Source organism: Krasilnikovia sp. MM14-A1004 (assembly GCF_047159485.1).
Classification (GTDB): domain Bacteria; phylum Actinomycetota; class Actinomycetes; order Mycobacteriales; family Micromonosporaceae; genus Actinoplanes.
On the sequence record NZ_AP038773.1, the window covers coordinates 4,844,319 to 4,866,690 of the forward strand.

Annotated in this window: 18 protein-coding genes and 1 tRNA gene; 3 read left to right on the forward strand and 16 right to left on the reverse strand. The window is 70.4% G+C overall.

Features of this window, described 5'->3' with window-relative positions:
• Nucleotides 1-2 precede the first annotated feature (2 nt).
• From ACMCNN_RS20640 to ACMCNN_RS20680, 9 genes are all read right to left on the reverse strand, one after another.
• The gene (locus tag ACMCNN_RS20640) at nucleotides 3-779 is read right to left on the reverse strand and encodes an amino acid ABC transporter ATP-binding protein (protein WP_412742157.1); all 777 of its coding nucleotides are present in this window, start codon (nucleotides 777-779) and stop codon (nucleotides 3-5) included.
• The gene (locus ACMCNN_RS20645; protein WP_412742158.1) at nucleotides 776-1,783 is read right to left on the reverse strand and encodes an amino acid ABC transporter permease; all 1,008 of its coding nucleotides are present in this window, start codon (nucleotides 1,781-1,783) and stop codon (nucleotides 776-778) included. Before ACMCNN_RS20645 ends, ACMCNN_RS20640 begins: the two co-directional genes overlap by 4 nt.
• Nucleotides 1,784-1,790: 7 nt before the next feature.
• Nucleotides 1,791-2,693, reverse strand: coding sequence for an ABC transporter substrate-binding protein (locus ACMCNN_RS20650; RefSeq protein ID WP_412742159.1), 903 nt, complete (start codon nucleotides 2,691-2,693; stop codon nucleotides 1,791-1,793).
• Between the two features lie 32 nt (nucleotides 2,694-2,725).
• The gene (locus ACMCNN_RS20655) at nucleotides 2,726-3,436 is read right to left on the reverse strand and encodes an ABC transporter ATP-binding protein (protein WP_412742160.1); all 711 of its coding nucleotides are present in this window, start codon (nucleotides 3,434-3,436) and stop codon (nucleotides 2,726-2,728) included.
• Nucleotides 3,426-4,244, reverse strand: coding sequence for an ABC transporter ATP-binding protein (locus tag ACMCNN_RS20660; RefSeq protein ID WP_412747227.1), 819 nt, complete (start codon nucleotides 4,242-4,244; stop codon nucleotides 3,426-3,428). Before ACMCNN_RS20660 ends, ACMCNN_RS20655 begins: the two co-directional genes overlap by 11 nt.
• Nucleotides 4,245-4,309: 65 nt before the next feature.
• On the reverse strand, nucleotides 4,310-5,419 hold the full coding sequence (locus tag ACMCNN_RS20665) for a branched-chain amino acid ABC transporter permease (protein ID WP_412742161.1): 1,110 nt from the start codon (nucleotides 5,417-5,419) through the stop codon (nucleotides 4,310-4,312).
• Complete coding sequence (locus tag ACMCNN_RS20670; RefSeq protein ID WP_412742162.1) at nucleotides 5,416-6,366, reverse strand: branched-chain amino acid ABC transporter permease; 951 nt, start codon at nucleotides 6,364-6,366, stop codon at nucleotides 5,416-5,418. The genes ACMCNN_RS20665 and ACMCNN_RS20670 overlap by 4 nt, the downstream gene beginning before the upstream one ends.
• 77 nt (nucleotides 6,367-6,443) lie before the next feature.
• Nucleotides 6,444-7,607 carry a branched-chain amino acid ABC transporter substrate-binding protein gene (locus ACMCNN_RS20675; RefSeq protein ID WP_412742163.1) on the reverse strand — a complete coding sequence of 388 codons (1,164 nt, stop codon included), beginning with the start codon at nucleotides 7,605-7,607 and terminating at the stop codon, nucleotides 6,444-6,446.
• Nucleotides 7,608-7,820: 213 nt separating this feature from the next.
• Nucleotides 7,821-8,438 carry an ANTAR domain-containing response regulator gene (locus ACMCNN_RS20680; protein WP_412742164.1) on the reverse strand — a complete coding sequence of 206 codons (618 nt, stop codon included), beginning with the start codon at nucleotides 8,436-8,438 and terminating at the stop codon, nucleotides 7,821-7,823.
• 131 nt (nucleotides 8,439-8,569) lie between these two features.
• Between ACMCNN_RS20680 and ACMCNN_RS20685 the strand changes: the two genes are divergently transcribed.
• Together ACMCNN_RS20685 and ACMCNN_RS20690 are read left to right on the forward strand one after the other, a co-directional pair.
• Nucleotides 8,570-8,643, forward strand: a tRNA-Leu gene (locus tag ACMCNN_RS20685).
• 255 nt (nucleotides 8,644-8,898) lie between these two features.
• Nucleotides 8,899-9,426 (forward strand): LAGLIDADG family homing endonuclease, encoded by a 528-nt coding sequence (locus tag ACMCNN_RS20690; RefSeq protein ID WP_412747228.1) that lies wholly within the window; start codon nucleotides 8,899-8,901, stop codon nucleotides 9,424-9,426.
• Between the two features lie 103 nt (nucleotides 9,427-9,529).
• Here ACMCNN_RS20690 and ACMCNN_RS20695 read toward each other — a convergent pair whose 3' ends face one another.
• From ACMCNN_RS20695 to ACMCNN_RS20705, 3 genes are all read right to left on the reverse strand, one after another.
• On the reverse strand, nucleotides 9,530-10,000 hold the full coding sequence (locus ACMCNN_RS20695) for a hypothetical protein (protein ID WP_412742165.1): 471 nt from the start codon (nucleotides 9,998-10,000) through the stop codon (nucleotides 9,530-9,532).
• 68 nt (nucleotides 10,001-10,068) lie between these two features.
• Complete coding sequence (locus tag ACMCNN_RS20700; protein WP_412742166.1) at nucleotides 10,069-10,917, reverse strand: hypothetical protein; 849 nt, start codon at nucleotides 10,915-10,917, stop codon at nucleotides 10,069-10,071.
• 34 nt (nucleotides 10,918-10,951) lie between these two features.
• On the reverse strand, nucleotides 10,952-11,554 hold the full coding sequence (locus tag ACMCNN_RS20705) for an RNA polymerase sigma factor (RefSeq protein ID WP_412742167.1): 603 nt from the start codon (nucleotides 11,552-11,554) through the stop codon (nucleotides 10,952-10,954).
• A gap of 252 nt (nucleotides 11,555-11,806) precedes the next feature.
• Here ACMCNN_RS20705 and ACMCNN_RS20710 point away from each other — a divergent pair, with 252 nt between their 5' ends.
• Nucleotides 11,807-13,504, forward strand: coding sequence for a hypothetical protein (locus tag ACMCNN_RS20710; protein ID WP_412742168.1), 1,698 nt, complete (start codon nucleotides 11,807-11,809; stop codon nucleotides 13,502-13,504).
• A gap of 102 nt (nucleotides 13,505-13,606) precedes the next feature.
• Here the strand turns inward: ACMCNN_RS20710 and ACMCNN_RS20715 are convergent, their stop codons facing one another.
• The 4 genes from ACMCNN_RS20715 to gltB form a co-directional block, all read right to left on the reverse strand.
• Entirely contained in the window at nucleotides 13,607-14,482 is an 876-nt protein-coding gene (locus ACMCNN_RS20715; protein WP_412742169.1) for an acyl-CoA thioesterase, read from the reverse strand.
• A complete protein-coding gene (gene pyk / locus ACMCNN_RS20720; RefSeq protein ID WP_412742170.1) occupies nucleotides 14,479-15,927 on the reverse strand; it encodes a pyruvate kinase in 1,449 nt (482 codons plus the stop codon). The genes ACMCNN_RS20715 and pyk overlap by 4 nt, the downstream gene beginning before the upstream one ends.
• A gap of 212 nt (nucleotides 15,928-16,139) precedes the next feature.
• Complete coding sequence (locus tag ACMCNN_RS20725; RefSeq protein WP_412742171.1) at nucleotides 16,140-17,618, reverse strand: glutamate synthase subunit beta; 1,479 nt, start codon at nucleotides 17,616-17,618, stop codon at nucleotides 16,140-16,142.
• Nucleotides 17,611-22,191 (reverse strand): glutamate synthase large subunit, encoded by a 4,581-nt coding sequence (gene gltB, locus ACMCNN_RS20730; protein WP_412747229.1) that lies wholly within the window; start codon nucleotides 22,189-22,191, stop codon nucleotides 17,611-17,613. The genes ACMCNN_RS20725 and gltB overlap by 8 nt, the downstream gene beginning before the upstream one ends.
• Nucleotides 22,192-22,372 lie beyond the last annotated feature (181 nt).

Sequence of the window (22,372 nt, forward strand, 5' to 3'; positions counted from 1 at the left end):
CTTTACAGCACCTTGCTCAGGAATGCCTTCGTTCGTTCGTGCTGCGGGTTGCCGATGACGTCACGCGGGTTCCCCTGCTCGACCACGACGCCGCCGTCCATGAAGACGAGGGAGTCGCCGACCTCGCGGGCGAAGCCGATCTCGTGGGTCACCACGACCATCGTCATGCCGTCGCGGGCCAGGTCCTTCATCACGTCGAGGACCTCACCGACCAGCTCCGGGTCCAGCGCGCTGGTGGGCTCGTCGAACAGCATCAGCTTCGGCCGCATGGCCAGGGCCCGGGCGATCGCCACCCGCTGCTGCTGCCCGCCGGACAGCTGCGACGGGTAGTTGCCGGTCTTCTCGCCGAGGCCCACCCGGTCGAGCAGGGCGAGCGCCTGGTCCCGGGTCGCGGTCTTGTTCTCCCTCTTGACCCGGACGGGGGCCTCCATGACGTTCTCCAGCGCCGTCATGTGCGGGAACAGGTTGAACCGCTGGAACACCATGCCGATGGACCGGCGCTGCGCGGACACCTCGCGGTCCTTCATCTCGTACAGCTTGCCCCGACGCTCGCGGTAGCCGACCAGTTCGCCGTCGACGAAGATGCGACCGCCGTTGATCTTCTCGAGATGGTTGATGCAGCGCAGGAACGTCGACTTGCCCGAGCCGGAGGGGCCCAGCACGCAGCACACCTCACCGGGCTTGACCACGAGGTCGACGCCCTTGAGCACCTCCACGTGACCGAACGACTTGTGCACGTTCTCCGCGCGCACCATCTCGGCCGTACCGTTGCTGGTCATGGGGTCGCACCGCCCTCCACCGTGATCCGGCCGCCCTGTTCCATCTCGATGTTGCGCAGCCGCCGCTTGGCCTTGCTGGCCGTGCCGTAACCCCTGCTGAAGTGCCGTTCCAGGAAGAACTGCCCGACCATGAGGATGCTGCACAGGATCAGGTACCAGATCACCGCGGCCACCAGCACGGGAAGCACGATGAACGTCCGTGCACTGACCGCCTGCAACTGGAAGAACAACTCGCCGGTCACTGGCACGAACGCCACCAGCGACGTGTCCTTGACCATCGCGATGACCTCGTTGCCGGTCGGCGGCACGATCACGCGCATCGCCTGCGGCAGGACGACCCGGCGCAGCACCTGCCCACGGGACAGACCCAGCGCCACGGCCGCCTCGGCCTGCCCGGGATCGATCGACTGGATGCCCGCCCGGACGATCTCCGCCATGTACGCGGCCTCGGACAGCCCCAGGGCGAGCATGCCGGCCACGAATCCGGCCAGCAGATCACTCGCCTTGATGCTGTAGAACTGCCCGTTGAAGTTGTCGATGCCGAACAGCTGGCCGATCTGCTTGTCGAACGGCAGGCCGAAGCCGACCCGGCTCCACAGGATGTTCAGGTTGCCGAAGAGGATCGCCAGTACCAGCCGGGGCACCGCGCGGAAGAACCACGTGTAAACCCAGGCGACGCGGCTGAGGATCGGGTTGTCCGACAGCCGCATGATCGCGATGACGATGCCCAGCACGATGCCGATGATCATCGAGAAGACGGTCAGCAGGATCGTGCCCCACAGGCCCTGCAAGACCGGGCCGGTGAACATCACGCCGCGCTTGCCCTCGGCGTACGAGGAGAAGATGAACGACCAGCGGAAGTTGTCGTTGCTCACCAGCATGTGGATGAACATCGCGGTCAGCACCGCGAGAACCGCGATGGTGACCCACCGCCCGGGATGCCGCACGGGCACGGCCTTGATCGCCTCAGGCCGTGCCCGGTCGGACTGCATCTGATCGCTCATGCGCGGGTCAGGACGCCGGGTTGACCGCCGGCGTGGTGATCGCACCCGCGCCAACGCCCCACTTGTCCAGGATCGTCTTGTACGTACCGTCCGCGATCAGCGCCGCGACCGCTTGCTGCACCAGGTTGGCGAACTCGGTCTTGTCCTTGCCCACGGCGTAGCCGTACGGCGCGGAGTCGTAGATGTCGCCGACCAGGGCCAGCTGCCCGTTGGTCTGCTTCACCGCGTACGCGACGACCGGGGAGTCGGCCAGCATGGCCTCGTCCTTGCCGGTCACCACGGCGTTGGTGGCGTCGGACTGCTTCTGGTACTGCTCGATCGTGATCGCCGGCTTGCCCCCGGTGGTGCACTTCTTCGAGCGCGCCTTGAGGTCGTCGACCTGCACCGTCGCGGTCTGGACCGCGATCTTCTTGCCGCAGACGTTCTCCGGGTCGACCGTGGTGCCGGCCTTGGCCGCCCACTGGGTGCCCGCGGAGAAGTAGGAGACCATGTTGACCACCTTCAGGCGGTCCGGGTTGATCGTGAAGGACGAGACGCCGACGTTGTACTTGCCGCTCTTGACGCCCGGGATGATGCTGTCGAACGTCGCCGACTGCCACTCCGTCTTGAGGTTCAGCTTCTGGCCGACCGCGTTGAACAGGTCGACGTCGAAGCCGACGACCGTCTTGCCGTCGGTGTCCAGGAACTCGCTCGGCGCGTACGACGAGTCCGTACCGATGGTCAGCTTGCCGGCCGCCTTGATGTCGGCGGGGACCTTGTCCGCCAGCGACGTGTCAGCCGAGGCCGAGGGCACGGGCTTGCCGGAGGAACCGGTGTCGGACTCGGAACCACAGGCGGCCATGGAGAGAGTCAGAGCGGCCGCGGCAGTGAGGCCGAGGATCGCGCGCCGACCAGGGGCGGTGCGGAACATGAACAACAACTCCTTGTGAGGGGTACGACGGTTCAGGCGACGCCGAGGTAGGCGTCCTTGACGGCGGGGTCGTGCAGCAGTTCCGCGCCGGTCCCGGACTTGACGATGCGGCCGGTCTCCAGCACGTACGCGCGGTGCGCGCGCGACAGCGCCTGTTGTGCGTTCTGCTCCACCAGCAGCACCGTGGTGCCCTGCTGATTGATCTCGACGATGATGTCGAAGATCTGCTGGATCAGCATCGGCGCTAGACCCATGGACGGCTCATCCAAAAGGAGCAGTTTGGGTCGGCTCATCAGCGCCCGGCCGACCGCGAGCATCTGCTGCTCACCGCCGGACAGGGTGCCTCCGACCTGCTTCTCCCGCTCCTTCAGCCGGGGGAACAGCGTGAAGGCCCGCTCCATGTCTTCGTTGATCTCGGAGCGCACCTTGCGCGTGTACGCGCCCATCTCGAGGTTTTCCCGGACGGTCATGCCAGGGAAGATGCCCCGGCCCTCCGGCGACTGGGACACCCCGCGGATCACGCGCAGGTCGGCGCGCAGCTTCGTGATGTCCTCGCCGTCGAAGCGGATGGCACCCTGCGCGACCGGGCGCAGACCCGAGATCGCCCGCATGGTCGTGGACTTGCCGGCGCCGTTGGCGCCGATCAGGGCCACGATCTCGCCCTGCGCCACGGTCAGGCTGATGCCGTGCAGGGCCTGGATGCGGCCGTACAGCAGCGTGACGTTGTCCAGCTCAAGCAGCATCGGTCGGCACTCCCAGGTACGCGGCGATGACCGCCGGGTTGTCCCGCACCTCGGCCGGGGTCCCCTCGGCGATCTTCTTGCCGAACTCCAGCACGACGATCCGGTCGGTCACGCCCATGACCAGGCGCATGTCGTGCTCGATGAGCAGCACGGTCACCCCGGTGTCGCGGATCTTGCGGATGAGCTGGAGCAGCTCCTCCTTCTCCGCCGGGTTGAAGCCCGCCGCCGGCTCGTCCAGGCACAGCAGGGTCGGGTTCGTGGCCAGCGCCCGGGCGATCTCCAGGCGCCGCTGCTCGCCGTACGACAGGTTGCGGGACACCTCGCCCGCTCGCCTGTCGATACCGACGAAGCGCAGCAGCTCCAGGGACCGCTCGCGGCCCGTCCGCTCCTCCCGCAGGTGCCGGGGCAGGCGGAACAGCGCCCCGATGACGCTGGTCTTGTGGTGGGCGTCCATGCCCACCATCACGTTCTCCAGCGCGGTCATCTCCGGGAAAAGACGGACATTCTGGAACGTACGGGCAATCCCCGCCCGGGTGATCTCGTGCTTCTTCTTGCCGACGAGGGACTCGCCGTTGAACCGGATCGTCCCGCTCGTCGGCCGGTACACCCCGGTCGTCGCGTTGAAGCAGGTGGTCTTGCCCGCGCCGTTCGGCCCGATCAGGCCGAAGATCTCGCCCTTGCGCAGGCTGAAGGACACGTCGTTGAGGGCCACCACGCCGCCGAAGCGCAGCGTCACGTGGTCGACCTCCAGCAGGACGTTCGGGTCCCCCGGGCCGGCCGGGGTGGATCCACGACTGCCGGTCGGCATCGGCAGGTCCACCCGCCGGGCGTTGGCCGCGTCCATCTCCTGCGGCGTCTCGATGTGCGGCTCGCTCACTGCGGAGCCACCTCCTTCTCCCGGTCCTTCAGCTCCATCGCCCGCCGCCGGCTCGGGATCAGCCCCTGCGGCCGGAAGATCATGATCAAGATGATCACCACGCCGAAGATCGCGAAGCGGTACTCGAACAGGTCCGTGTCGAACAGCCGGATGCCCCGCAACCGGTCCGGGATGAACGAGATCAGCGCACCACCCAGAATCGCACCGGCGATGTTGCCCGAACCACCCATGACCACGCCGGCCAGCACCAGGATCGAGAACTGCAGCACGAACGTGCTGGAGTTGACGAAGCCCTGCGTACCGGCGAACAGCACGCCGCCCAGACCGCCGATGAACGCGCCGATGGCGAACGCCCACAGCTTGTACTTGACCGTCCGCACGCCCATGATCTCGGCGGCTTCCTCGTCCTCGCGGATCGCCAGCCACGACCGGCCCACCCGGCTGCGGTCCAGGTTCCGCACCCCGACGATCACCAGCAGGATCACGGTCAGACCCAGCCAGAAGTACGGCGTCGCGTCGCGCACCCCGAAGATCGGCTCCCCGTTGAGCTGCCCCGGCGGGTGCGGCAGGTCCGTGAAGCCACGGTCACCGCGCAGCGTCTCCGTACTCGTCGCCACGATCCGGATGATCTCCGCGAAGCCCAGCGTCACGATCGCCAGGTAGTCACCGCGCAACCGCAGGGTCGGCCAGCCCAGGATCAGGCCCGCCACCATGGTCACCGCCAGCGCGATCGGGATCGACGCCAGCCACGCCCACTCCGTGTGCAGGATGCTGTCCGGCGACGTCAGCAGCGCCGTCACGTACGCGCCGACCGCGAAGAAGCCCACGTACCCCAGGTCCAGCAGGCCGGCGAAGCCGACCACGACGTTGAGGCCCAGCGCCAGCAGCACGAAGTACGACATGTTGAACAGGGCGCTCGGCCAGTCGATGCCCTCGGTGATGATCTGCGGCCCGATCAGCGGGATCTCGCCGACATACGGCAGCAGGTACGCCAGCGCGACGAACCCCAGCACCACCAGGATCCGTACGGGCTTCGGCAGCCCGGCGAACCAACCTCGCACGCCGCCCCGCGACCGGAACGACTGCGTCTCATTCGTCTCGGTCATGCCCTTGCCTTCCCCAGAGACTCGCCCAGCAGGCCCGTCGGCCGCACCAGCAGGATCAGCACCAGCAGCACGAACGACGCCGCGTGCAGCCACTCCGTGCCGAACAGGCCGGCCGCGTAGTTCTGCAGCACACCCAGCAGCAGGCCACCCAGCAGGGCGCCGCGCAGGTTGCCGATACCGCCCAGCACCGCGGCGGTGAACGCCTCGATGCCCAGCAGGAAACCGGCGTCGAACCGCGTCACACCGATCTTCAAGTCGTACATGACGGCCGCGATGCCCGCCATCAGACCGCCGATGAGGAACACGAGCGCGATCACCCGGCTCTTGTTCACACCCATCAGCGCCGCGCTGTCCGGATTCTGCGCCACCGCCCGGATGCCCCGGCCCATCCGGGAGCGGTTGATGAACCGGTCCAGCACGAACATCATCACCAGCGCCAGCGCGATGATCAGGATCTGCAGATTGGTGATCTGCGTGTTGCCGATGGTGATCACGACCTTCTGCTGCACCAGGTTCGGTACACCGGTCGGATTCCGGTGCGTGATCACGCCGACGGTCTCGGAGATCGCCAGCGACGCGCCGATCGCGGTGATGAGGAAGGCCAGCGGCGGGGCGTTGCGGCGCCGCAGCGGCCGGTAGGCCACGAGCTCGACGACCAGCGCGGTCGCGCCGGACGCCACGATCGCCCCGACCAGACCCACCAGCAGCAGGCCGATCACCGCGATGGTCGAGGGGGTGGCGGAGTTCTGGTCCAGGCCGAACAGCCCCCACACCAGCAGGGTGGCGTACGTGCCCAGTAGGAAGACTTCGGAGTGCGCGAAGTTGATGAGTCGCAACACACCGTAGACCAGGGTGTAGCCCAGCGCGAACAGCGCGATGATCGCGCCCTGCGCCAAGCCGGTCACGGTTAGGGGACCGAAGTCGTGGATCAGACCCGAGAAATTCACAAGGGGCTCCTGAAACGAGAGGTCGGTGTGGCCGGAGATCATCCGGCCACACCGAACCTACAGAGAGTTACCGCGGATCAGGCCTTCGCCTCTGCGTCGGCGACCGTGTTGCCGTTCGCGTCGAACTTGAACGCCCAGACCTTGATGAACTGCGGGTCCAGCTCACCGGTCGCGGTGAACTTGTAGGTGTTCGCGATGCCCTGGTAGTTCACCGACGACAGGTAGGAGATCAGCTTCTCCGGAGTCGTGTTGCCCGCGTCGATGCCCTGCAGGTAGATGTTCGCCGCGTCGAACGCGACGTCCGAGTACGTACCCGCGTCCTGGTTCCATTCCTTCTTGTAGTCCGCGACGAACGTGCCGCCCGCCTTCTCCGGCGGGGAGCACGGGCAGGTCACGATCGTGCCCGCGGCAGCGGCGTTGCCGGCCGCCTTCGCCAGACCCGGGTCCTTCATGCCGTCGCCGCCGACCAGCGTGCCCTTCCAGCCCGCCGCGGTCAGCTGCTTGCGGATCAGACCGCCGTTGGCGTAGTAGCCGCCGTAGAACAGCACCGTCGCGCCGCTGCTCTTGACCTTCTGCACCAGCGCCGAGAAGTCGGTCTGCTTGCCGTCGGCCTCGGTCTTGTCCGTGCCCACGACCGCCGCGCCGAGCGTCTTCTTGACCACGTCGGCCAGGCCCGCGCCGTACGCGGACTGGTCGTCGGCCACGAAGACCTTGTCGGCCTTCAACGCGTTCTTGATGTAGCCGGCCGCCGCCGGGCCCTGCGCGTCGTCGTTCGCCACGGCACGGTGGAAGGACTTCCAGCCGTTCGAGGCCAGCGACACCCGGGTCGCGGACGGGGTGATCGTCGGGATCTTGGCCGACTCGAAGATCGGGCCGGCGGCCTCGGACTCACCGGAGAACGGCGGGCCGACCACACCGATGATCTTCTTGTCCGCCACCAGGCTGCGAGCGACACCCGGCGCGACCGCGGGGTCACCCTGCGAGTCGAACTTCTTGACCGTGATGCACTCGGAGCCCTTCTTGGTGTTGTACTGCTTCACCGCGAGCTCGAAGCCCTGCTCGATGTTCACACCGAGGTTGGCGGCGGGGCCCGTCAGCGCACCGAAGAACGCAAGCGAGTAGCCGCAGTTCGAACCGCCGGCGGTGTTGCTGTCGCCGCTGTCCTTGTTACAAGCGGCGGCACCGGCGATGAGGCCGATGACGGCCACCCCGCCGATGGCGCGTGCGAGAACCTGCCTCAAGGTTGGACCCTCCTCCATTGCGAAACCACCGAGCCACCGCAGGTCGATTGGCACTTGCGTGCTCCACGCCACACCGGGCCCGTCATGGGGCGGGACGCTATCCCAACCGCAACACCGGGGGTAAGGGGACGGGCGGGCATTCACCGAACCGTTACGTGGGGTGCGATTCGGGTGCGAGAAGGTGTCACAACCGGCCCTGCCACCAGGCCAAGATCAGGAAGCCGGCGGGCCGCCCGACTCCAGGTCTTCGGCCAGGATTCGCTCCGCAACCTCGCGCATCGTCATCCGGTGATCCATCGCCGTGCGCTGGATCCACTTGAAGGCCTGGGGCTCGGTCATCGCGTACTTGGTCATCAGCTGGCCCTTGGCCCGCTCGACCGACTTACGCGTCTCCAGGCGGTCCGTCAGGCCCGCCACCTCGGACTCCAGGGCGGCGATCTCCGCGTACCGGGAGAGCGCAATCTCGATGGCCGGCACCAGGTCCGACTTCTGGAACGGCTTCACCAGGTACGCCATCGCGCCCGCGGCGCGGGCCCGCTCGACCAGGTCGCGCTGGCTGAACGCGGTCAGGATCACCACGGGCGCGATGCGACCGCCGGCGATCCGCTCGGCCGCCGCCAGGCCGTCCATGATGGGCATCTTGATGTCGAGGATGACCAGGTCCGGCTTCAGTTCCTCGGCAAGACGTACGGCGGCCTCGCCGTCACCGGCCTCGCCGACGACGTCGTAGCCCTCCTCCACGAGCATCTCGGCCAGGTCCAGCCGGATGAGCGCCTCGTCCTCGGCGATCAACACCCGCCTGCGCTCGGCTCCCGCCTGCGTGTCGGCCACGGATTCCCTACCCCCAACGCTCAATGGATCACGACACCCGGGTATCTGGGTGCCACCGCCCTCAGCGTAGTGGGTAGGCTGTGCCTGGCTCAGCCTGGCGTGGCCAACTCGCGCCAGCCCGGAGCAGCCCCGCCCCTGTATTCCAACTGGCAGAGAAGATGGTCTCAAACACCATACAGTGTGGGTTCGAATCCCACCGGGGGCACCGAGAATTGTCGTACCCGTCCGCTTAGCTTCGGGTGTGCATCCATATCATGTCCGTCGCGCCGCACTGTCCATGAAATGCGCCGGGGTGCCATTCTCCGAGATTCACCGCACTCTCGGGCTGTCCCGGAACACGGTCGCCTCCTGGCTCTATGGGGCGCGAGCAGCTCGGATCACCCGCGACGAGCGCTGCCCGTTCTGTGCGCGACCCAGCCGTCCGGTGGACCGGCCCAGCGACTACGCCTACCTCTTGGGCATGTACCTGGGCGACGGCCATCTGCTCACCACGCGACGCGTGCCCCTGTTGAAGGTCGCCTGCGACCTCCGCTATCCCGGCGTGATCGCGGAGGTCGGCGCAGCCATGCTGGCGTGCGGCGCCCGTACGGTCGGGCATCAGCACCGTGACGGCCGCGACGATGTCCGGTCCTGGTGGGTTCATTGGCCGTGCCTGCTGCCCCAACACGGACCGGGGAAGAAGCACGAGCGCCGAATCGCACTGTCCGGCTGGCAAGAAGAAATTGTGGACGCTTATCCCGGCCGTTTCCTGCGCGGACTCCTCCATTCCGACGGGTGCTGCACACAGAACCGGGTTGTCCGCAACGGAAAGACATACAGTTATCGACGCTACATGTTCACGAACAAATCGGCAGATATCATGTCCGAGTGCCAGAAGGCACTCGACCGTCTCGGTGTCGTCTGGCGAATGTGCAGTCCCATCCAACTGTCGGTCGCGCGGCGCGACGGCGTTGCCGTCCTCGACGACCATGTCGGCCCCAAGTGCTGAAGCCCGGAGGGCCCGCCCGCGCCCCGAACGCACGGGCGGACCCCGGGCCGCTGCCTGGGCCCGGCGGCCGGTGCCGGGCCTGGACAGCGGGGCGCGCGCCCGATCAGTTCACCGGCCACCGGGCGCCGGTCATGGTGTCCGCCGGGTATCGCTGAGGCCGTGCGTTCGGCGGGCCGGGCAGGGTGCGCGCCGTCATTTGCCGACCGAGGATCTGGGCGTTGTACCGGTTCCCGCCGGCCATGCGGGACGCCCGGACGCCGGGTTCGGCGGCGGACACGCCTGCCGCCGCTGACCTGGTGGACGGCGCAGACACGGTGGACGGCGCAGACACGGTGGACGGCGCAGACGCGGTGAAGCCGATCGCATCAGCTGCGGACACGGCCTCAGAGCGGCGGCGAGCCAATCCGTTACGCAGGGCCGCGGAGGCCTGCTGGACCACGGCCATCTTGACGAGCTGCCGGTAACGCGCGACTGCCGGCAACCGCAGCCGGGTGGCAGCCGCGAGGGCGCGCAGGGTCCAGCCGGTCCGGGCGAGCAGCACCTGGTCCGGTGCGGGGGCGGTGCGTTGGAGCATGGTGGCCGCCTCGTGGTTGCCGGCCGAGGCCGGGACGGAAAGCATCGTGGCCCGGCGCGGACGCCGGTTCAGTTCCCCGGATCGGGTCGCGGTGAACTGCGTGGTTTGTCGTTGCCGTGCCGGTTGCCGTCGCCCTGATCGTCGCCGGGGTGGCGCGGAACGACGGTCGGCTTGGGTTTCTTGTGTCCGGGCAGGGCGGGGCCGCGCAGAGTGGCGCAGAACTGCGTGACCGCTTCCTCCCCGCCGGCGGCGGCCGCCAGGGCGGCGCGGGCCTGCGTACTCATCGCTTTGGCTTTGGGATCGCGCAGGGCCGCATCCCACGCGGCGCACAGCCGCAGGGCGGTGACGTCGGGCGGCGTGGTGTTCTCCGGGGGCGTGCTGACCGTGGGTGGCGTGCTGAGGCCGGGTGCTGCACTCGTGGCCGGGGTGGTGGGGTTGCGGGTGGTGCCGGGGGTCCGGGAGGCGGCGCCTTGGGGGGACGGCGCGCCGCCGCCCGGACCGGTCCGGCTGGGATGTGGGACGGGTGTTGCCGGCGCGGGGACGCCGAGGGCGGAGAAGAAGCGATGCGCACGCTGCTGTGCGCCGTCCGGCAGGGTGCCGGCGCCGGCCGCGGCCGCCGTGCCGGTGGCCGCCAGGACTGCGAATCCGGCCGCCACCTTCATCGCGACCGCCCTGACGGACACTGGCACCCGGACACGGCGTGTTCCCTTCGGGGGATGGATCGGCACGGCGCGCTGACGCGCCGCCACGAATCCGGCCACCGCCGCTCGTTCGCCGGCGAGTTCCCGCGGGGAGGCGGGGGCCCGGGCAGCGGCGAGCAGTTCGGCCAGCCCCTCGTGTCCGGGGGCGGACCGTTGACCGGCAACCAGACGATCGGCCTCATCGAGGCCGAGTCTCCTGGTTCGCCACGTACGCATCGCATGGATAAGAGCGTCGCGGGCGCGCATGGCGTTACACCCCCTCGGTGCGGATGACGTGGGCGGGCGTGGGCACCACCGGGTTGCGGGCCTGGACCTGCGGGTCGGCGGCGAGGCGGTGCAGGCCGCGCATGGTGGCCACGCGTACGGCGCCGGGGCGTTTGCCGAGCACCCGGGCGGTGGTGGCGACGTCGAGGCCGGCGACGACGCGGAGCATGACGGCCTCGGCCTGGTCGGTGGGCAGGGCGGCGATGCGGCTCAGCGCCCAGGTGGTGTCGCTGCCCTCGAACGCTTCGGCGGCGGCGTCGCGGGCGGGCGTTCCGGCGGCGGCGTCGGTGATGGTGTCGGTGGGGTGTTCGGGACGGCGCCCGGCCCGGCGCTGCTCGTCGATGGCCCGGTTGCGGGCGATGCGGAACAGCCAGCCCCGGAACGCGGGCCCGTCACCGGTGAAGCGGTGCAGGTCGCGGGCGGCCTGCAGCCAGGTTTCGGAGGCCACGTCGTCGGCCGCGTCGCCGACGATGACGCGGAGGTAGCGCAGCAACGCCGGGTTCAGGCAGCGCCAGAGCACGGCGAAGGCCCGTTCGTCGCCGGTGTTGGCCGCGTGGACCGCCCGGGCGATGTCATCGTCGTGCGACACGCTGTTCCGTCGACTTCCGTGGGGATGGCGGGTCGGGTGGGGGCGCCGATCCGTTGGGGGCAGGGCCAGCACGGTACACCGGTGGCCGGGGCGGCGCGGGCGGGGTCCGACGGGCGTGTGGTGCCGTTGCGGCAGGCGGGGCGGTGGGTTGGCGTACGAGGCGGTGGGTCGCCCTGTCTTTTCCGCAAACGGCGGGTTCCGTCGGGTGGCTGGTGCTGTCATGGGCAGTAACCAGCACTGGCGGGAGGCTCCATGGTGTGGTCGGGCTCGGCGCCGCGCTCCGGCGTACGTGAACGCATGTGGGGTGTCCTGCTGGTCATGGGTGTGGCATGGCTGGGCGTGTCGTGGCTGGTGCTGCGGGCGGAGCCGGCCGATGTCGCGGACGTAGCCGGTCCGGTGCTGTTGTTCGCCGCGGCCAGCGAGGTGGTACGGGCGCTGGCGGGTGCGCGGACATGGTGGCTGGGCGCGGCACTCGCGGTGCTGTTCGCCGCCGCCGGGGTCGTGGTGTGGCGCGGGGTGGACTCGTCGTACGCGACGACGGCGGCGATCGTCGGCGGCTTCCTGATGGTGCGCGGTGTGGCGGACGTGATCGTGGCGACGTTGCTGCGGGAGACGGACCGGATCTGGGGATTCGTGCTGGTACTGGGCTTGGCCGAGGCGGCGCTGGGCGTGTGGACGGCGTTCCCGGCCGTGCGGTCCGCCGGGACGCTGATCGCCGTGTTGGCCGCGTTGGCGGTGGCGCGGGCGGTCGCGGATCTCGTCGGGGCGCTGCAGTTGTGGGAGGGGCCGCGGGCGTCGCTGTTGCAGTTGTCGCCGGAGCGGGCCGACGGCGTGGCCGGGTTCGCGGCCGGGCTGAGCGCCTATCCGGCGGCGACGGCGCAGCAGCCGCCGCGGCACCGGGCGGTCGCGGGCGGATCGGCGGCCGCGTTGTCGGCGTTGTCGGCGCCGGGCGGTCCGGGGCTGGCCGGGCTGGAACTCGCCGAGCCGGGCGCCGATCTGACCGGTGCCGGGTGGGCTGCCGGACCGGCGGGCGTGACGCCGTCGGGTGCGGGACCGACGGGTGCGGGACCGACGGGTGCGGGAGCGCCGGGTGCCTGGTCGGCGGGCGCGGCGGGCGCCGGGGCGGGGTCGACGAGCATGGGGCCCGCGGGCGCGGGGCCGTCGAGCGTGGGACCGCCGGGAACCGGGGCGATCGGTACGGCGCCAGTCGCTGCGGGACCTCCGGGCGCCGGGCCGGCCGGCGGGACACCGGGCGGGGATCGGCCGACGAGCTTCCACGACGAGGTGCTGCGTACCACCGCGGACCTGGACACGATGCTGGCGATGGCCGGGGTGACCGGCTCGGCCACGGGTGTGGCGGCCGCCGCGCAGCAGGTGGAACTGCCGCCGGTGCCGGACACGCCGGAGGGGGTGCTGGCGATGCCGGGCGGGCAGCCGCCCGCGGGGCAGTGGCCGTCCGGGGCGCATCAGGCGGAGCCGCTGCCGCCGGATCAGTCCGCCCCCGACGCGGCGTGGCAGCGCCCGCCGGAGACGCCCGCGGCGCTCGACGCAGCGTGGCAGCCCCCGCCCGAGGCGGCGTGGCCGCTCCCGTCCCCGGCCGTGCAGGCCTCGGCGCACGCCCCCGCAGCCCAGGCCTCGACCGCTCAAGCACCAAACGTCCAGGCCGCTACCGCTCAAGCACCAAACGTCCAGGCCGCTACCGCTCAAGCACCAAACGTCCAGGCCGCTACCGCTCAAGCACCCATCGTCCAGGCCGCTACCGCTCAGGCACCCATCGTCCAGGCCGCTACCGCTCAAGCACCCCACGGTCAGGCCCCGAACGCTCAGGGCTCCACGGCCCAGGCACCGGCCGCACCCGCGAACCACCCGTGGCCCGGCGCAGCGCAGGGTCCAGCCGCCACCGGTACGGGCGACGGCACGACGGGCGGGGGACGCCGCCGAGCGGAGTGACGCGCGTACCCGAAAAGCTTGCCTCCCCAGAACCTCGCCGGTCCGGGGCCCCACACACGGTCAGTCGCCAGGCCGGGGTCCCGGACCGGCGAGGTGTCCAGGTCAGCCGCCGATGCGGCGCAGCAGGCCCTCCTGGACGGCGCTGGCGATGTGCTTGCCGTCGCGGGTGAACATGCGCCCGACCGCGAGCCCGCGCCCGCCGCCGGCCGACGGGCTGGTCTGGTCGTAGAGGAACCATTCGTCGGCGCGGAACGGCCGGTGCAGCCACAGGGCGTGGTCGAGGCTGGCGCCGATGACCCCGCCCGGCCCCCACACCTCGCCGTGGATCGACAACACGGAGTCGAGCAGCGACAGGTCGGAGGCGTACGTGAGGGCGCAGGCGTGGATGAGCGGGTCGTCGGGCAGTGTGCCGTTGATGCGCATCCAGACCCGCTGGTGGATCGCCGGGTCGCGGTCGCCGGGCGGCACCCAGCCGGGCGAGTTGATGTAGCGCACGTCGACCGCCTGCGGGGAGGCGGCGAACGCGGCGGCGCGGTCCGGGTACCGCTCCAGCCAGTCCGCCATGGTCGGCACGTCCTCGGGCGCGGGTACGACCGGCGCCGGGCCGAAGTGGTCGAGGCCCTCCTCTGTCACCTGGAAGGAGGCCGACATCAGGAAGATGGCGCGGCCGTGCTGCTGCGCGGTGCAGCGGCGTACAGAGAAGGACCGGCCGTCGCGGATGCTCTCGACGTGGAAGTCGATGGGCACGGTCGGGTCCCCCGCGCGGACGAAGTACCCGTGCAGGGAGTGCACGAGGCGGTCCGGTTCGACCGTGCGGCCGGCGGCGACCAGCGCCTGACCGGCCACCTGGCCGCCGAAGACCCGCTGCGCACCCACCTGCGGGCTCTCGCCCTGGAAGGTGGCCGCGTCGATCTGCTTGAGGTCGAGGACGTCCAGCAGCTGATCGACCGCGGCCTGTCCGCGCAGGGGCACGCTCACTGCGCGCCGTTGACCGTCGCCGGGTCGACGAGTGAGCCGAGCTGGTGCACCCGCAGCGTGTTGGTGCTGCCGGGCGCGTTGGGCGGGCTGCCGGCCACGACGACGACGTAGTCGCCGGGCTTGGCCAGGCCCAGGCCCAGCATCGCGCGGTCGACCTGGCGGAACATGTCGTCCGTGTGCTGCACGAAGTCGGTCAGGAACGTCTCGACCCCCCAGGAGAGGGCGAGCTGGTCGCGGACCTCGGGCACCGGCGTGAACGCCAGCAGCGGCAGGTCGCAGTGCAGCCGGGACAGCCGGCGCACGGTGTCACCGGTCTGCGAGAACGCGACCATCGCCTTGGCGCCGATGTTGCGGGCGATCTGCGAGGCGGCGACGGTGAGGGCGCCGCCGTGGGTGCGCGGGTCGTGCTGCAGCCGCGGCACACCGAACGCGCCGTTCTCGGTGGTGGTGACGATCCGGGCCATGGTGCTGACGGTGAGCACCGGGTACTTGCCGACGCTGGTCTCGCCGGAGAGCATCACCGCGTCGGCGCCGTCGAGCACGGCGTTGGCGACATCGGAGGCCTCGGCGCGGGTCGGGCGCGAGTTCTCGATCATCGAGTCGAGCATCTGGGTGGCCACGATGACCGGCTTGGCGTTCTCCCGGCACAGCTGCACCGCGCGCTTCTGCACCAGCGGCACCTGGTCGAGCGGCAGTTCGACGCCGAGGTCGCCGCGGGCGACCATGACGCCGTCGAACGCCATCACGATCTCCTCCAGGTGGGTGACCGCCTCGGGCTTCTCCACCTTGGCGAGTACGGGCCGCTGCCGCCCCTCCTCGGCCATGATCTGGTGGACGAGCTTGATGTCGTCGGGCGAGCGCACGAACGACAGCGCGACCAGGTCGACGCCCATGTTCAGCGCGAACCGCAGGTCGGCCTCGTCCTTGTCGCTCATGGCGGGCACGCTGACCGCGACGTTGGGCAGCGAGACGCCCTTGTTGTTGCTGACCGGGCCGCCCTCGACGACCAGGCAGCGAATGTCGTTGCCCTCGACCCCGGCGACCTCGACCGCGACCTTGCCGTCGTCGATCAGCAGGCGGTCGCCGACCTTGACCTCCTGCGGCAGCTTCTTGTAGGTGCAGGAGACCCGGTCGGGGGTGCCGAGCATGTCGTCACTGGTGATGGTGACGGCGTCGCCGGTGCGCCACTCGTGCGGGCCGTTGGCGAACTTGCCGAGCCGGATCTTCGGGCCCTGCAGGTCGGCGAGGACGGCGACGGCGCGGCCGGTCTCGTTGGCGGCTTCCCGGACCAGGTCGTACACGTGCTTGTGGTCTTCGTGGCTGCCGTGGCTGAAGTTCAGCCGGGCCACGTCCATGCCGGCCTCGACGAGTCCCCTGATGCGTTCCGGGGAGGCGGTGGCGGGGCCCATGGTGCAGACGATCTTTGCGCGGCGTGTCACAGCCATCAGGCTAGTCTCTCTTCCGGATCGGCCCGCTGGCCGATCCCCATCAAGGGGATGAAAGGCAAACGACGCACGAGTACGGCGTCGAGCGGGCGTCAGCGACCGCGAACGGCCCCAGCTTATCGGGCGCCGCGCAGCGCCCGTGCGCAGATGGCCCCTCCAGGGGTACGGAACGAGCGCGGGACGGCGTTGCGTCCCGCGCCCGTGACGTGCGGTCAGCGCGCGGCTGCGAGGGGCTGCGAGGACGGCCGGACCGGTGCGGGCAGTTCGCCGTACGCGCCGAGGTAGCGGTGGATCGCGGCGGCGGCGGCCCGGCCCTCGGCGATGGCCCACACGATCAGCGACGCACCGCGGTGCATGTCGCCGGCCACGAAGACCCCGTCGGCGTCGGTCTGCCAGTCGTCGCGGGCGTCCAGCGCGCCGCGCCGGTTGCGGGTGACGCCGAACTGGGCCAGCAGCGGCGAGTCCTCGGTGCCCTCGAAGCCGATGGCCAGCAGCACCAGGTCGGCGCGCAGTTCCCGCTCGCTGCCCTCGGCGACGGTGACGATGCGCTTGCCGTCGCGCCGTTCGACGCTCACGTCGGCGATGCGGATGGCCGTCACGTTGCCGTTGCCGTCGTCGACGAACTCCTGCACGGCGACGCCGAAGACCCGGTCGCCGCCCTCCTCGTGGGCGGGGTAGTTGCGCAGGATGACCGGCCAGGTGGGCCAGGGGTGCAGGTCGGCGGCGCGCACATCGGGCGGCAGGGGGTACTGGTCGAGCTGGACGACCCCGGCCGCGCCCTGGCGGTGCGCGACGCCGAGGCAGTCGGCGCCGGTGTCGCCGCCGCCGATGATGACGACGTGTTTGTCGCGCGCGTCGATCGGCGTGGTGTCCTGCAGCCCGGCGACCACCCGGTTGGCGGGTACGAGGTGCTCCATGGCGAGGTGGACGCCGTTGAGCCGGCGGCCCGGGGTTTCGGGGGTGTCGCGGCCCGCGAGCGCGCCGCAGGCCAGCAGCACCGCGTCGAAGCGTTCGCGCAGGTCGTCGGCGGTGATGTCGACGCCCACGTTGACGCCGGTCTGGAACACCACGCCCTCGGCCTCGAGCTGGGCCAGGCGGGCGTCCACGACAGTCTTCTCGATCTTGAAGTCGGGGATGCCGTAGCGCAGCAGGCCGCCGATGCGGTCGTCGCGTTCGAACACGGTGACCGCGTGACCGGCCCGGGCCAGCTGCTGGGCGGCGGCGAGCCCGGCGGGACCGGAGCCGACCACGGCGACGCTCTTACCGGACAGGGCCGCGGGCGGCTGCGGCTGCACGTACCCCAGGTCGAACGCGTGGTTGGCGATCTCGACCTCTACCTGCTTGATGGTGACCGCGTCATCCGCGATGCCGAGCACGCACGCGGCCTCGCACGGCGCGGGGCACAGCCGCCCGGTGAACTCCGGGAAGTTGTTCGTGGCGTGCAGGCTCTCCGCGGCGGCCGCCCAGGCACCGGTACGGACCAGGTCGTTCCAGTCCGGGATGCGGTTGCCCAGCGGGCAGCCGTCGTGGCAGAACGGGATGCCGCAGTCCATGCACCGGGTGGCCTGGTCGCGGATGAGTTCCTCGCTCGCGGGCGGGTACACCTCGTGAAAGTCCTGGATGCGTACCGGCACGGGACGCCGCTTGGGCAGCTGCCGCTCGTAGCGCAGGAAACCGTTCGGATCAGGCACTGATGCCCCCCATAACCGCCTCGTCGACGTCACGACCGGCGGCCTCGGCGGTCCTGATCAGTTCCATGACGCGCTTGTAGTCGCGCGGGACCACGGCGGTGAACTGCTCCACCGCGGCGGGCCAGTCCGCCAGCAGCCGGGCGGCCACGGCCGACCCGGTCTCGGCGCTGTGCTTCTCCAGCAGGCCGTGCAGCTGCTGCTGTTCGGCGTCGGTGAGCGGGGCCAGGTCGACCAGTTCCGGGTTCACCTGGTTCGGGTTCAGGCCCAGCACGAACGCGGTGCCGCCGCTCATGCCCGCGGCGAAGTTGCGCCCGGTGGTGCCGAGCACCACCACGGTGCCGCCGGTCATGTACTCGCAGGCGTGGTCGCCGACGCCCTCGACGACAGCGGCGGCGCCTGAATTGCGCACCGCGAAACGTTCACCGGCACGACCCCGCAGGAACACCTCGCCGCCGGTGGCGCCGTACAGGATGGTGTTGCCGGCGATGATGTTGTCCTCGGCGACGAACGGGGCCTGCTCGTGCGGGCGCACGATGATGCGGCCGCCGGACAGTCCCTTGCCGACGTAGTCGTTGGTGTCACCGATCAGCCGCAGCGTGACGCCGCGCGGCAGGAAGGCGCCGAACGACTGCCCGCCGGTGCCGCGCAGCGTGAACGCGATCGTGTCGTCGGGCAGGCCGTTGCCGCCGTAGCGGCGGGCGACCTCACCGCCGAGCATCGCGCCGACGCTGCGCTGCTCGTTGCGGCATTCCAGCTCGGCGTGGATCGCCGTGCCCTCGGCCAGCGCCGGTGCGGCCAGCGCGATCAGCTCGTTGTCCAGGGCCTTCTCCAGGCCGTGGTCCTGGGCGACGATGCCGCGGCGGGCGGCGCCCTCGGGCAGTTCGGGTACGTACAGCAGCGGGCTCAGGTCGAGACCCTTTGCCTTCCAGTGGTCGACGGCCGGGGCGGTGTCGATCACCTCGGCGTGGCCGATCGCCTCGTCGATGCTGCGGAAGCCCAGCTCTGCCAGGTAGCCGCGGACCTCCTCCGCGAGGAACAGGAAGAAGTTCTCCACGAACTCGGGCTTGCCGGTGTAGCGCTCGCGCAGCACCGGGTTCTGCGTGGCGATGCCGACCGGGCAGGTGTCCAGGTGGCAGACCCGCATCATGATGCAGCCCGACACGATCAGCGGCGCTGTCGCGAAGCCGAACTCCTCGGCGCCCAGCAGCGCGGCGATGACCACGTCGCGGCCGGTCTTGAGCTGGCCGTCGACCTGCACGGTGACCCTGTCGCGCAGCTTGTTCAGCAGCAGCGTCTGCTGCGCCTCGGCCAGGCCCAGCTCCCACGGCGAACCCGCGTGCTTGAGCGAGTTCAGCGGGGACGCGCCGGTGCCGCCGTCGTGGCCGGAGATGAGGATGACGTCGGCCTTGAGCTTCGCGACGCCCGCGGCGACGGTGCCGACGCCGATTTCGGAGACCAGCTTGACGTGTACCCGCGAGGTCGGGTTGACCATCTTCAGGTCGTGGACGAGCTGCGCCAGGTCCTCGATGGAGTAGATGTCGTGGTGCGGCGGCGGGGAGATCAGGCCGACGCCCGGGGTGGCGTACCGGGTCTTGGCGATCCACGGCCACACCTTGTTGCCGGGCAGCTGGCCGCCTTCGCCGGGCTTCGCGCCCTGCGCCATCTTGATCTGGATGTCGTCCGCGTTGACCAGGTACTCCGTGGTGACGCCGAAGCGGCCGGAGGCGACCTGCTTGATCGCGGAACGGCGCGCCGGGTCGTACAGGCGCTCCACGTCCTCGCCGCCTTCGCCCGTGTTGCTCTTGGCGCCGAGCCGGTTCATGGCGATCGCGAGGGTCTCGTGGGACTCGGCGGAGATGGAGCCGTAGCTCATCGCGCCGGTGGAGAACCGCTTGACGATCTCGCTGGCGGGCTCCACCTCCTCCAGCGGCACGGGCGGCCGGTCGGGGTTGAGCTGGAACAGCCCGCGCAGGTGGCCCGCGGAGGCGGACAGCTCGTCCACCTTGGACGTGTACTGGCGGAACACGTCGTACTGGCGGCTGCGGGTGGCGTGCTGCAGCAGGAACACCGTCTCGGGGTTGAACAGGTGGATCTCGCCCTCGCGGCGCCACTGGTACTCGCCGCCGACCTCCAGGCGGCGGTGCGCCCGCTCGGCCGGGTTCGCCGGGTAGCCCTTGGCGTGCCGCGCCGCGACCTCTGCGTGGATCTCGGCCAGGCCCGCGCCGCCGATGCGCCCGGAGGTGCCGATGAAGTAGCGCTGCAGCAGCTCGTCGTCGAGACCGACGGCCTCGAACACCTGCGCGCCGCAGTAGGACGTCACCGTCGAGATGCCCATCTTGGACATGATCTTCAGGACGCCCTTGCCGAGCGCCTTGACGTAGTTGCGAACCGCCTTGGACGGGTCCATCCCGGCGAGCGGGCCGGTGGCGATGAGGTCGTCGACCGTCTCGAACGCGAGATACGGGTTGACCGCGGCGGCGCCGTACCCGATGAGCACGGCCGCGTGGTGCACCTCCCGGCAGTCGCCGCTCTCGACGACCAGCGCAACCTGGGTGCGGGTCTGCTCGCGCACCAGGTGCTGGTGCACGGCGGCGGTCAGCAGCAGCGACGGGATCGGCGCCAGGTCGGCGTTGGCGTCGCGGTCGGAGAGCACGAGGATGCGTACGCCGTCCTCGATGGCCTCCGAGACGTGGCGGCAGATCTGGGTGAGCCGGGCCTTGATGCCCTCCCCGCCGTCGCGCAACGGGTACAGACCCGACACGCGCACGGCCTTGAAGCCGGGCAGGTCGCCGTCCTCGTCGATGGAGAGCAGCTTGGCCAGCTCGTCGTTGTCGATGATCGGGTACGGCAGCACCACCTGACGGCAGCTCGCCGGCCCCGGGTCGAGCAGGTTGCCCTCCGGGCCGATCGTGGTGCCCAGGCTGGTCACCAGCTCCTCGCGGATCGCGTCCAGCGGCGGGTTGGTGACCTGCGCGAACAGCTGGTGGAAGTAGTCGAACAGCAGCCGCGGGCGGGTGGACAGCGGCGAGATCGGGGTGTCCGTGCCCATCGACCCGAGCGGCTCGGCGCCGGTGCGGGCCATCGGCGCGACGAGGATCTTCAGCTCCTCCTCTGTGTAGCCGAACACCTGCTGGCGGCGCATCACCGAGTCGTGGGTGTAGATGATGTGCTCGCGCGGCGGCAGGTCCGCGATGTCGATCAGACCGGCGTGCAGCCACTGGTCGTACGGTTCGGCGGCGGCGAGCTCGCTCTTGATCTCGTCGTCGTGCACGATGCGGCCCGCGGCGGTGTCCACGAGGAACATCCGGCCCGGCTGCAGGCGGCCCTTCGCGACGACGGTGGCCGGGTCGAGGTCGAGCACGCCCGCCTCGCTGCCCAGCACGACGAGGCCGTCGCTGGTGTGCCACCAGCGGCCGGGGCGCAGGCCGTTGCGGTCGAGCACCGCGCCGATCAGGGTGCCGTCGGTGAACGCGACGCTGGCCGGGCCGTCCCACGGCTCCATCAGGCTGGCGTGGAAGCGGTAGAAGGCGCGCCGGGCCGGGTCCATGCCCGGGTCGTTCTCCCACGCTTCGGGAATCATCATGAGGACGGCGTGCGGCAGGCTGCGCCCGGCCAGGTGCAGCAGCTCCAGCACGGCGTCGAAGTTCGCCGAGTCGGAGGCCTCCGGCGTGCAGATGGGGAACAGCCGCTTGATGTTGCCCGGCACGTTCGGCGAGGCCAGCAGCGCCTCGCGGGCGGCCATCCAGTTGCGGTTGCCGCGGATCGTGTTGATCTCACCGTTGTGCGCGATGATCCGGTACGGGTGTGCGAGCGGCCAGGACGGGAACGTGTTGGTGGAGAAGCGGGAGTGCACCAGCGCGATCGCGCTGTCCACCCGCTCGTCGCACAGGTCGGGGAAGAACTCGGGCAGCTGGTCCGGCGTGAGCATGCCCTTGTAGGTGATGGTGCGACAGGACAGTGACGGGAAGTAGGCGGCCACGCCACGCTGCGCGGTCTCCCGTTCGGTCTGCCGGCGGATGCAGAACGCGACACGGTCCAGCTCGATGCCCTCGAGCGGGTCGCCCGCCGCGCCGTCCGCGGAGCTGGTGAGACGGTGCGCGGCCAGGAACACCTGGCGGATCGCGGGGCGGGCCGCGTCGGCGGTCTCCCCCAGCCCGGACGGGTTCACCGGCACGTCGCGCCAGCCGAGGATGTCGCCGCCCTCGACCAGGGCGTACTTCTCGAACACCGCGATCGCGCGGGCTTGCGCGTCAGGGTCGTTGGGCAGGAAGACCAGGCCGGTCGCGTACCGTCCGGCCGCAGGAAGTTCGAAGTCGACGACCGCGCGCAGGAAAGTGTCCGGCACCTGGATGAGGATGCCGGCGCCGTCGCCCGTGTTGTGCTCGGCGCCGCGGGCGCCGCGGTGGTCCAGCCGGATCAGTGCCGACAGGCCCTTCGCGACGACGTCGTTGCTGCGCCGGCCGTACAGGTCGGCCACGAACGCCACGCCACAGGCGTCGTGCTCGTGCGCCGGGTCGTACAGCCCCTGGGCGCGCTGCTCCGCGGCGGGCGAGCCCTCCGCGCGACGGGCGATGTCCGTCGTAGGCAGGTTCAGCGGGTGCGGAAGAGCCACCGGGCCTCCTGTCGTCACTGGTGTTTCGTATCAAGGTCGGGACGACGTCGGCCCTGCAAAGTCACTAGAGTCTACGTTAAGGGTTACCGATCTCCGCCAGATGCAGATTCGTCACACTGCGGATCGATCACACTGCCGTCCG

Bases quoted from the DNA above. Each gene is read 5' to 3' on its own strand.
- ACMCNN_RS20640 (WP_412742157.1), bottom strand. From the start codon at position 779: ATGACCAGCAACGGTACGGCCGAGATGGTGCGCGCGGAGAACGTGCAC.
- ACMCNN_RS20645 (WP_412742158.1), bottom strand. From the start codon at position 1,783: ATGAGCGATCAGATGCAGTCCGACCGGGCACGGCCTGAGGCGATCAAG.
- ACMCNN_RS20650 (WP_412742159.1), bottom strand. From the start codon at position 2,693: ATGTTCCGCACCGCCCCTGGTCGGCGCGCGATCCTCGGCCTCACTGCC.
- ACMCNN_RS20655 (WP_412742160.1), bottom strand. From the start codon at position 3,436: ATGCTGCTTGAGCTGGACAACGTCACGCTGCTGTACGGCCGCATCCAG.
- ACMCNN_RS20660 (WP_412747227.1), bottom strand. From the start codon at position 4,244: ATGCCGACCGGCAGTCGTGGATCCACCCCGGCCGGCCCGGGGGACCCG.
- ACMCNN_RS20665 (WP_412742161.1), bottom strand. From the start codon at position 5,419: ATGACCGAGACGAATGAGACGCAGTCGTTCCGGTCGCGGGGCGGCGTG.
- ACMCNN_RS20690 (WP_412747228.1), top strand. From the start codon at position 8,899: ATGTACCTGGGCGACGGCCATCTGCTCACCACGCGACGCGTGCCCCTG.
- ACMCNN_RS20695 (WP_412742165.1), bottom strand. From the start codon at position 10,000: ATGCTCCAACGCACCGCCCCCGCACCGGACCAGGTGCTGCTCGCCCGG.
- ACMCNN_RS20700 (WP_412742166.1), bottom strand. From the start codon at position 10,917: ATGCGTACGTGGCGAACCAGGAGACTCGGCCTCGATGAGGCCGATCGT.
- ACMCNN_RS20710 (WP_412742168.1), top strand. From the start codon at position 11,807: ATGGTGTGGTCGGGCTCGGCGCCGCGCTCCGGCGTACGTGAACGCATG.
- pyk (WP_412742170.1), bottom strand. From the start codon at position 15,927: ATGGCTGTGACACGCCGCGCAAAGATCGTCTGCACCATGGGCCCCGCC.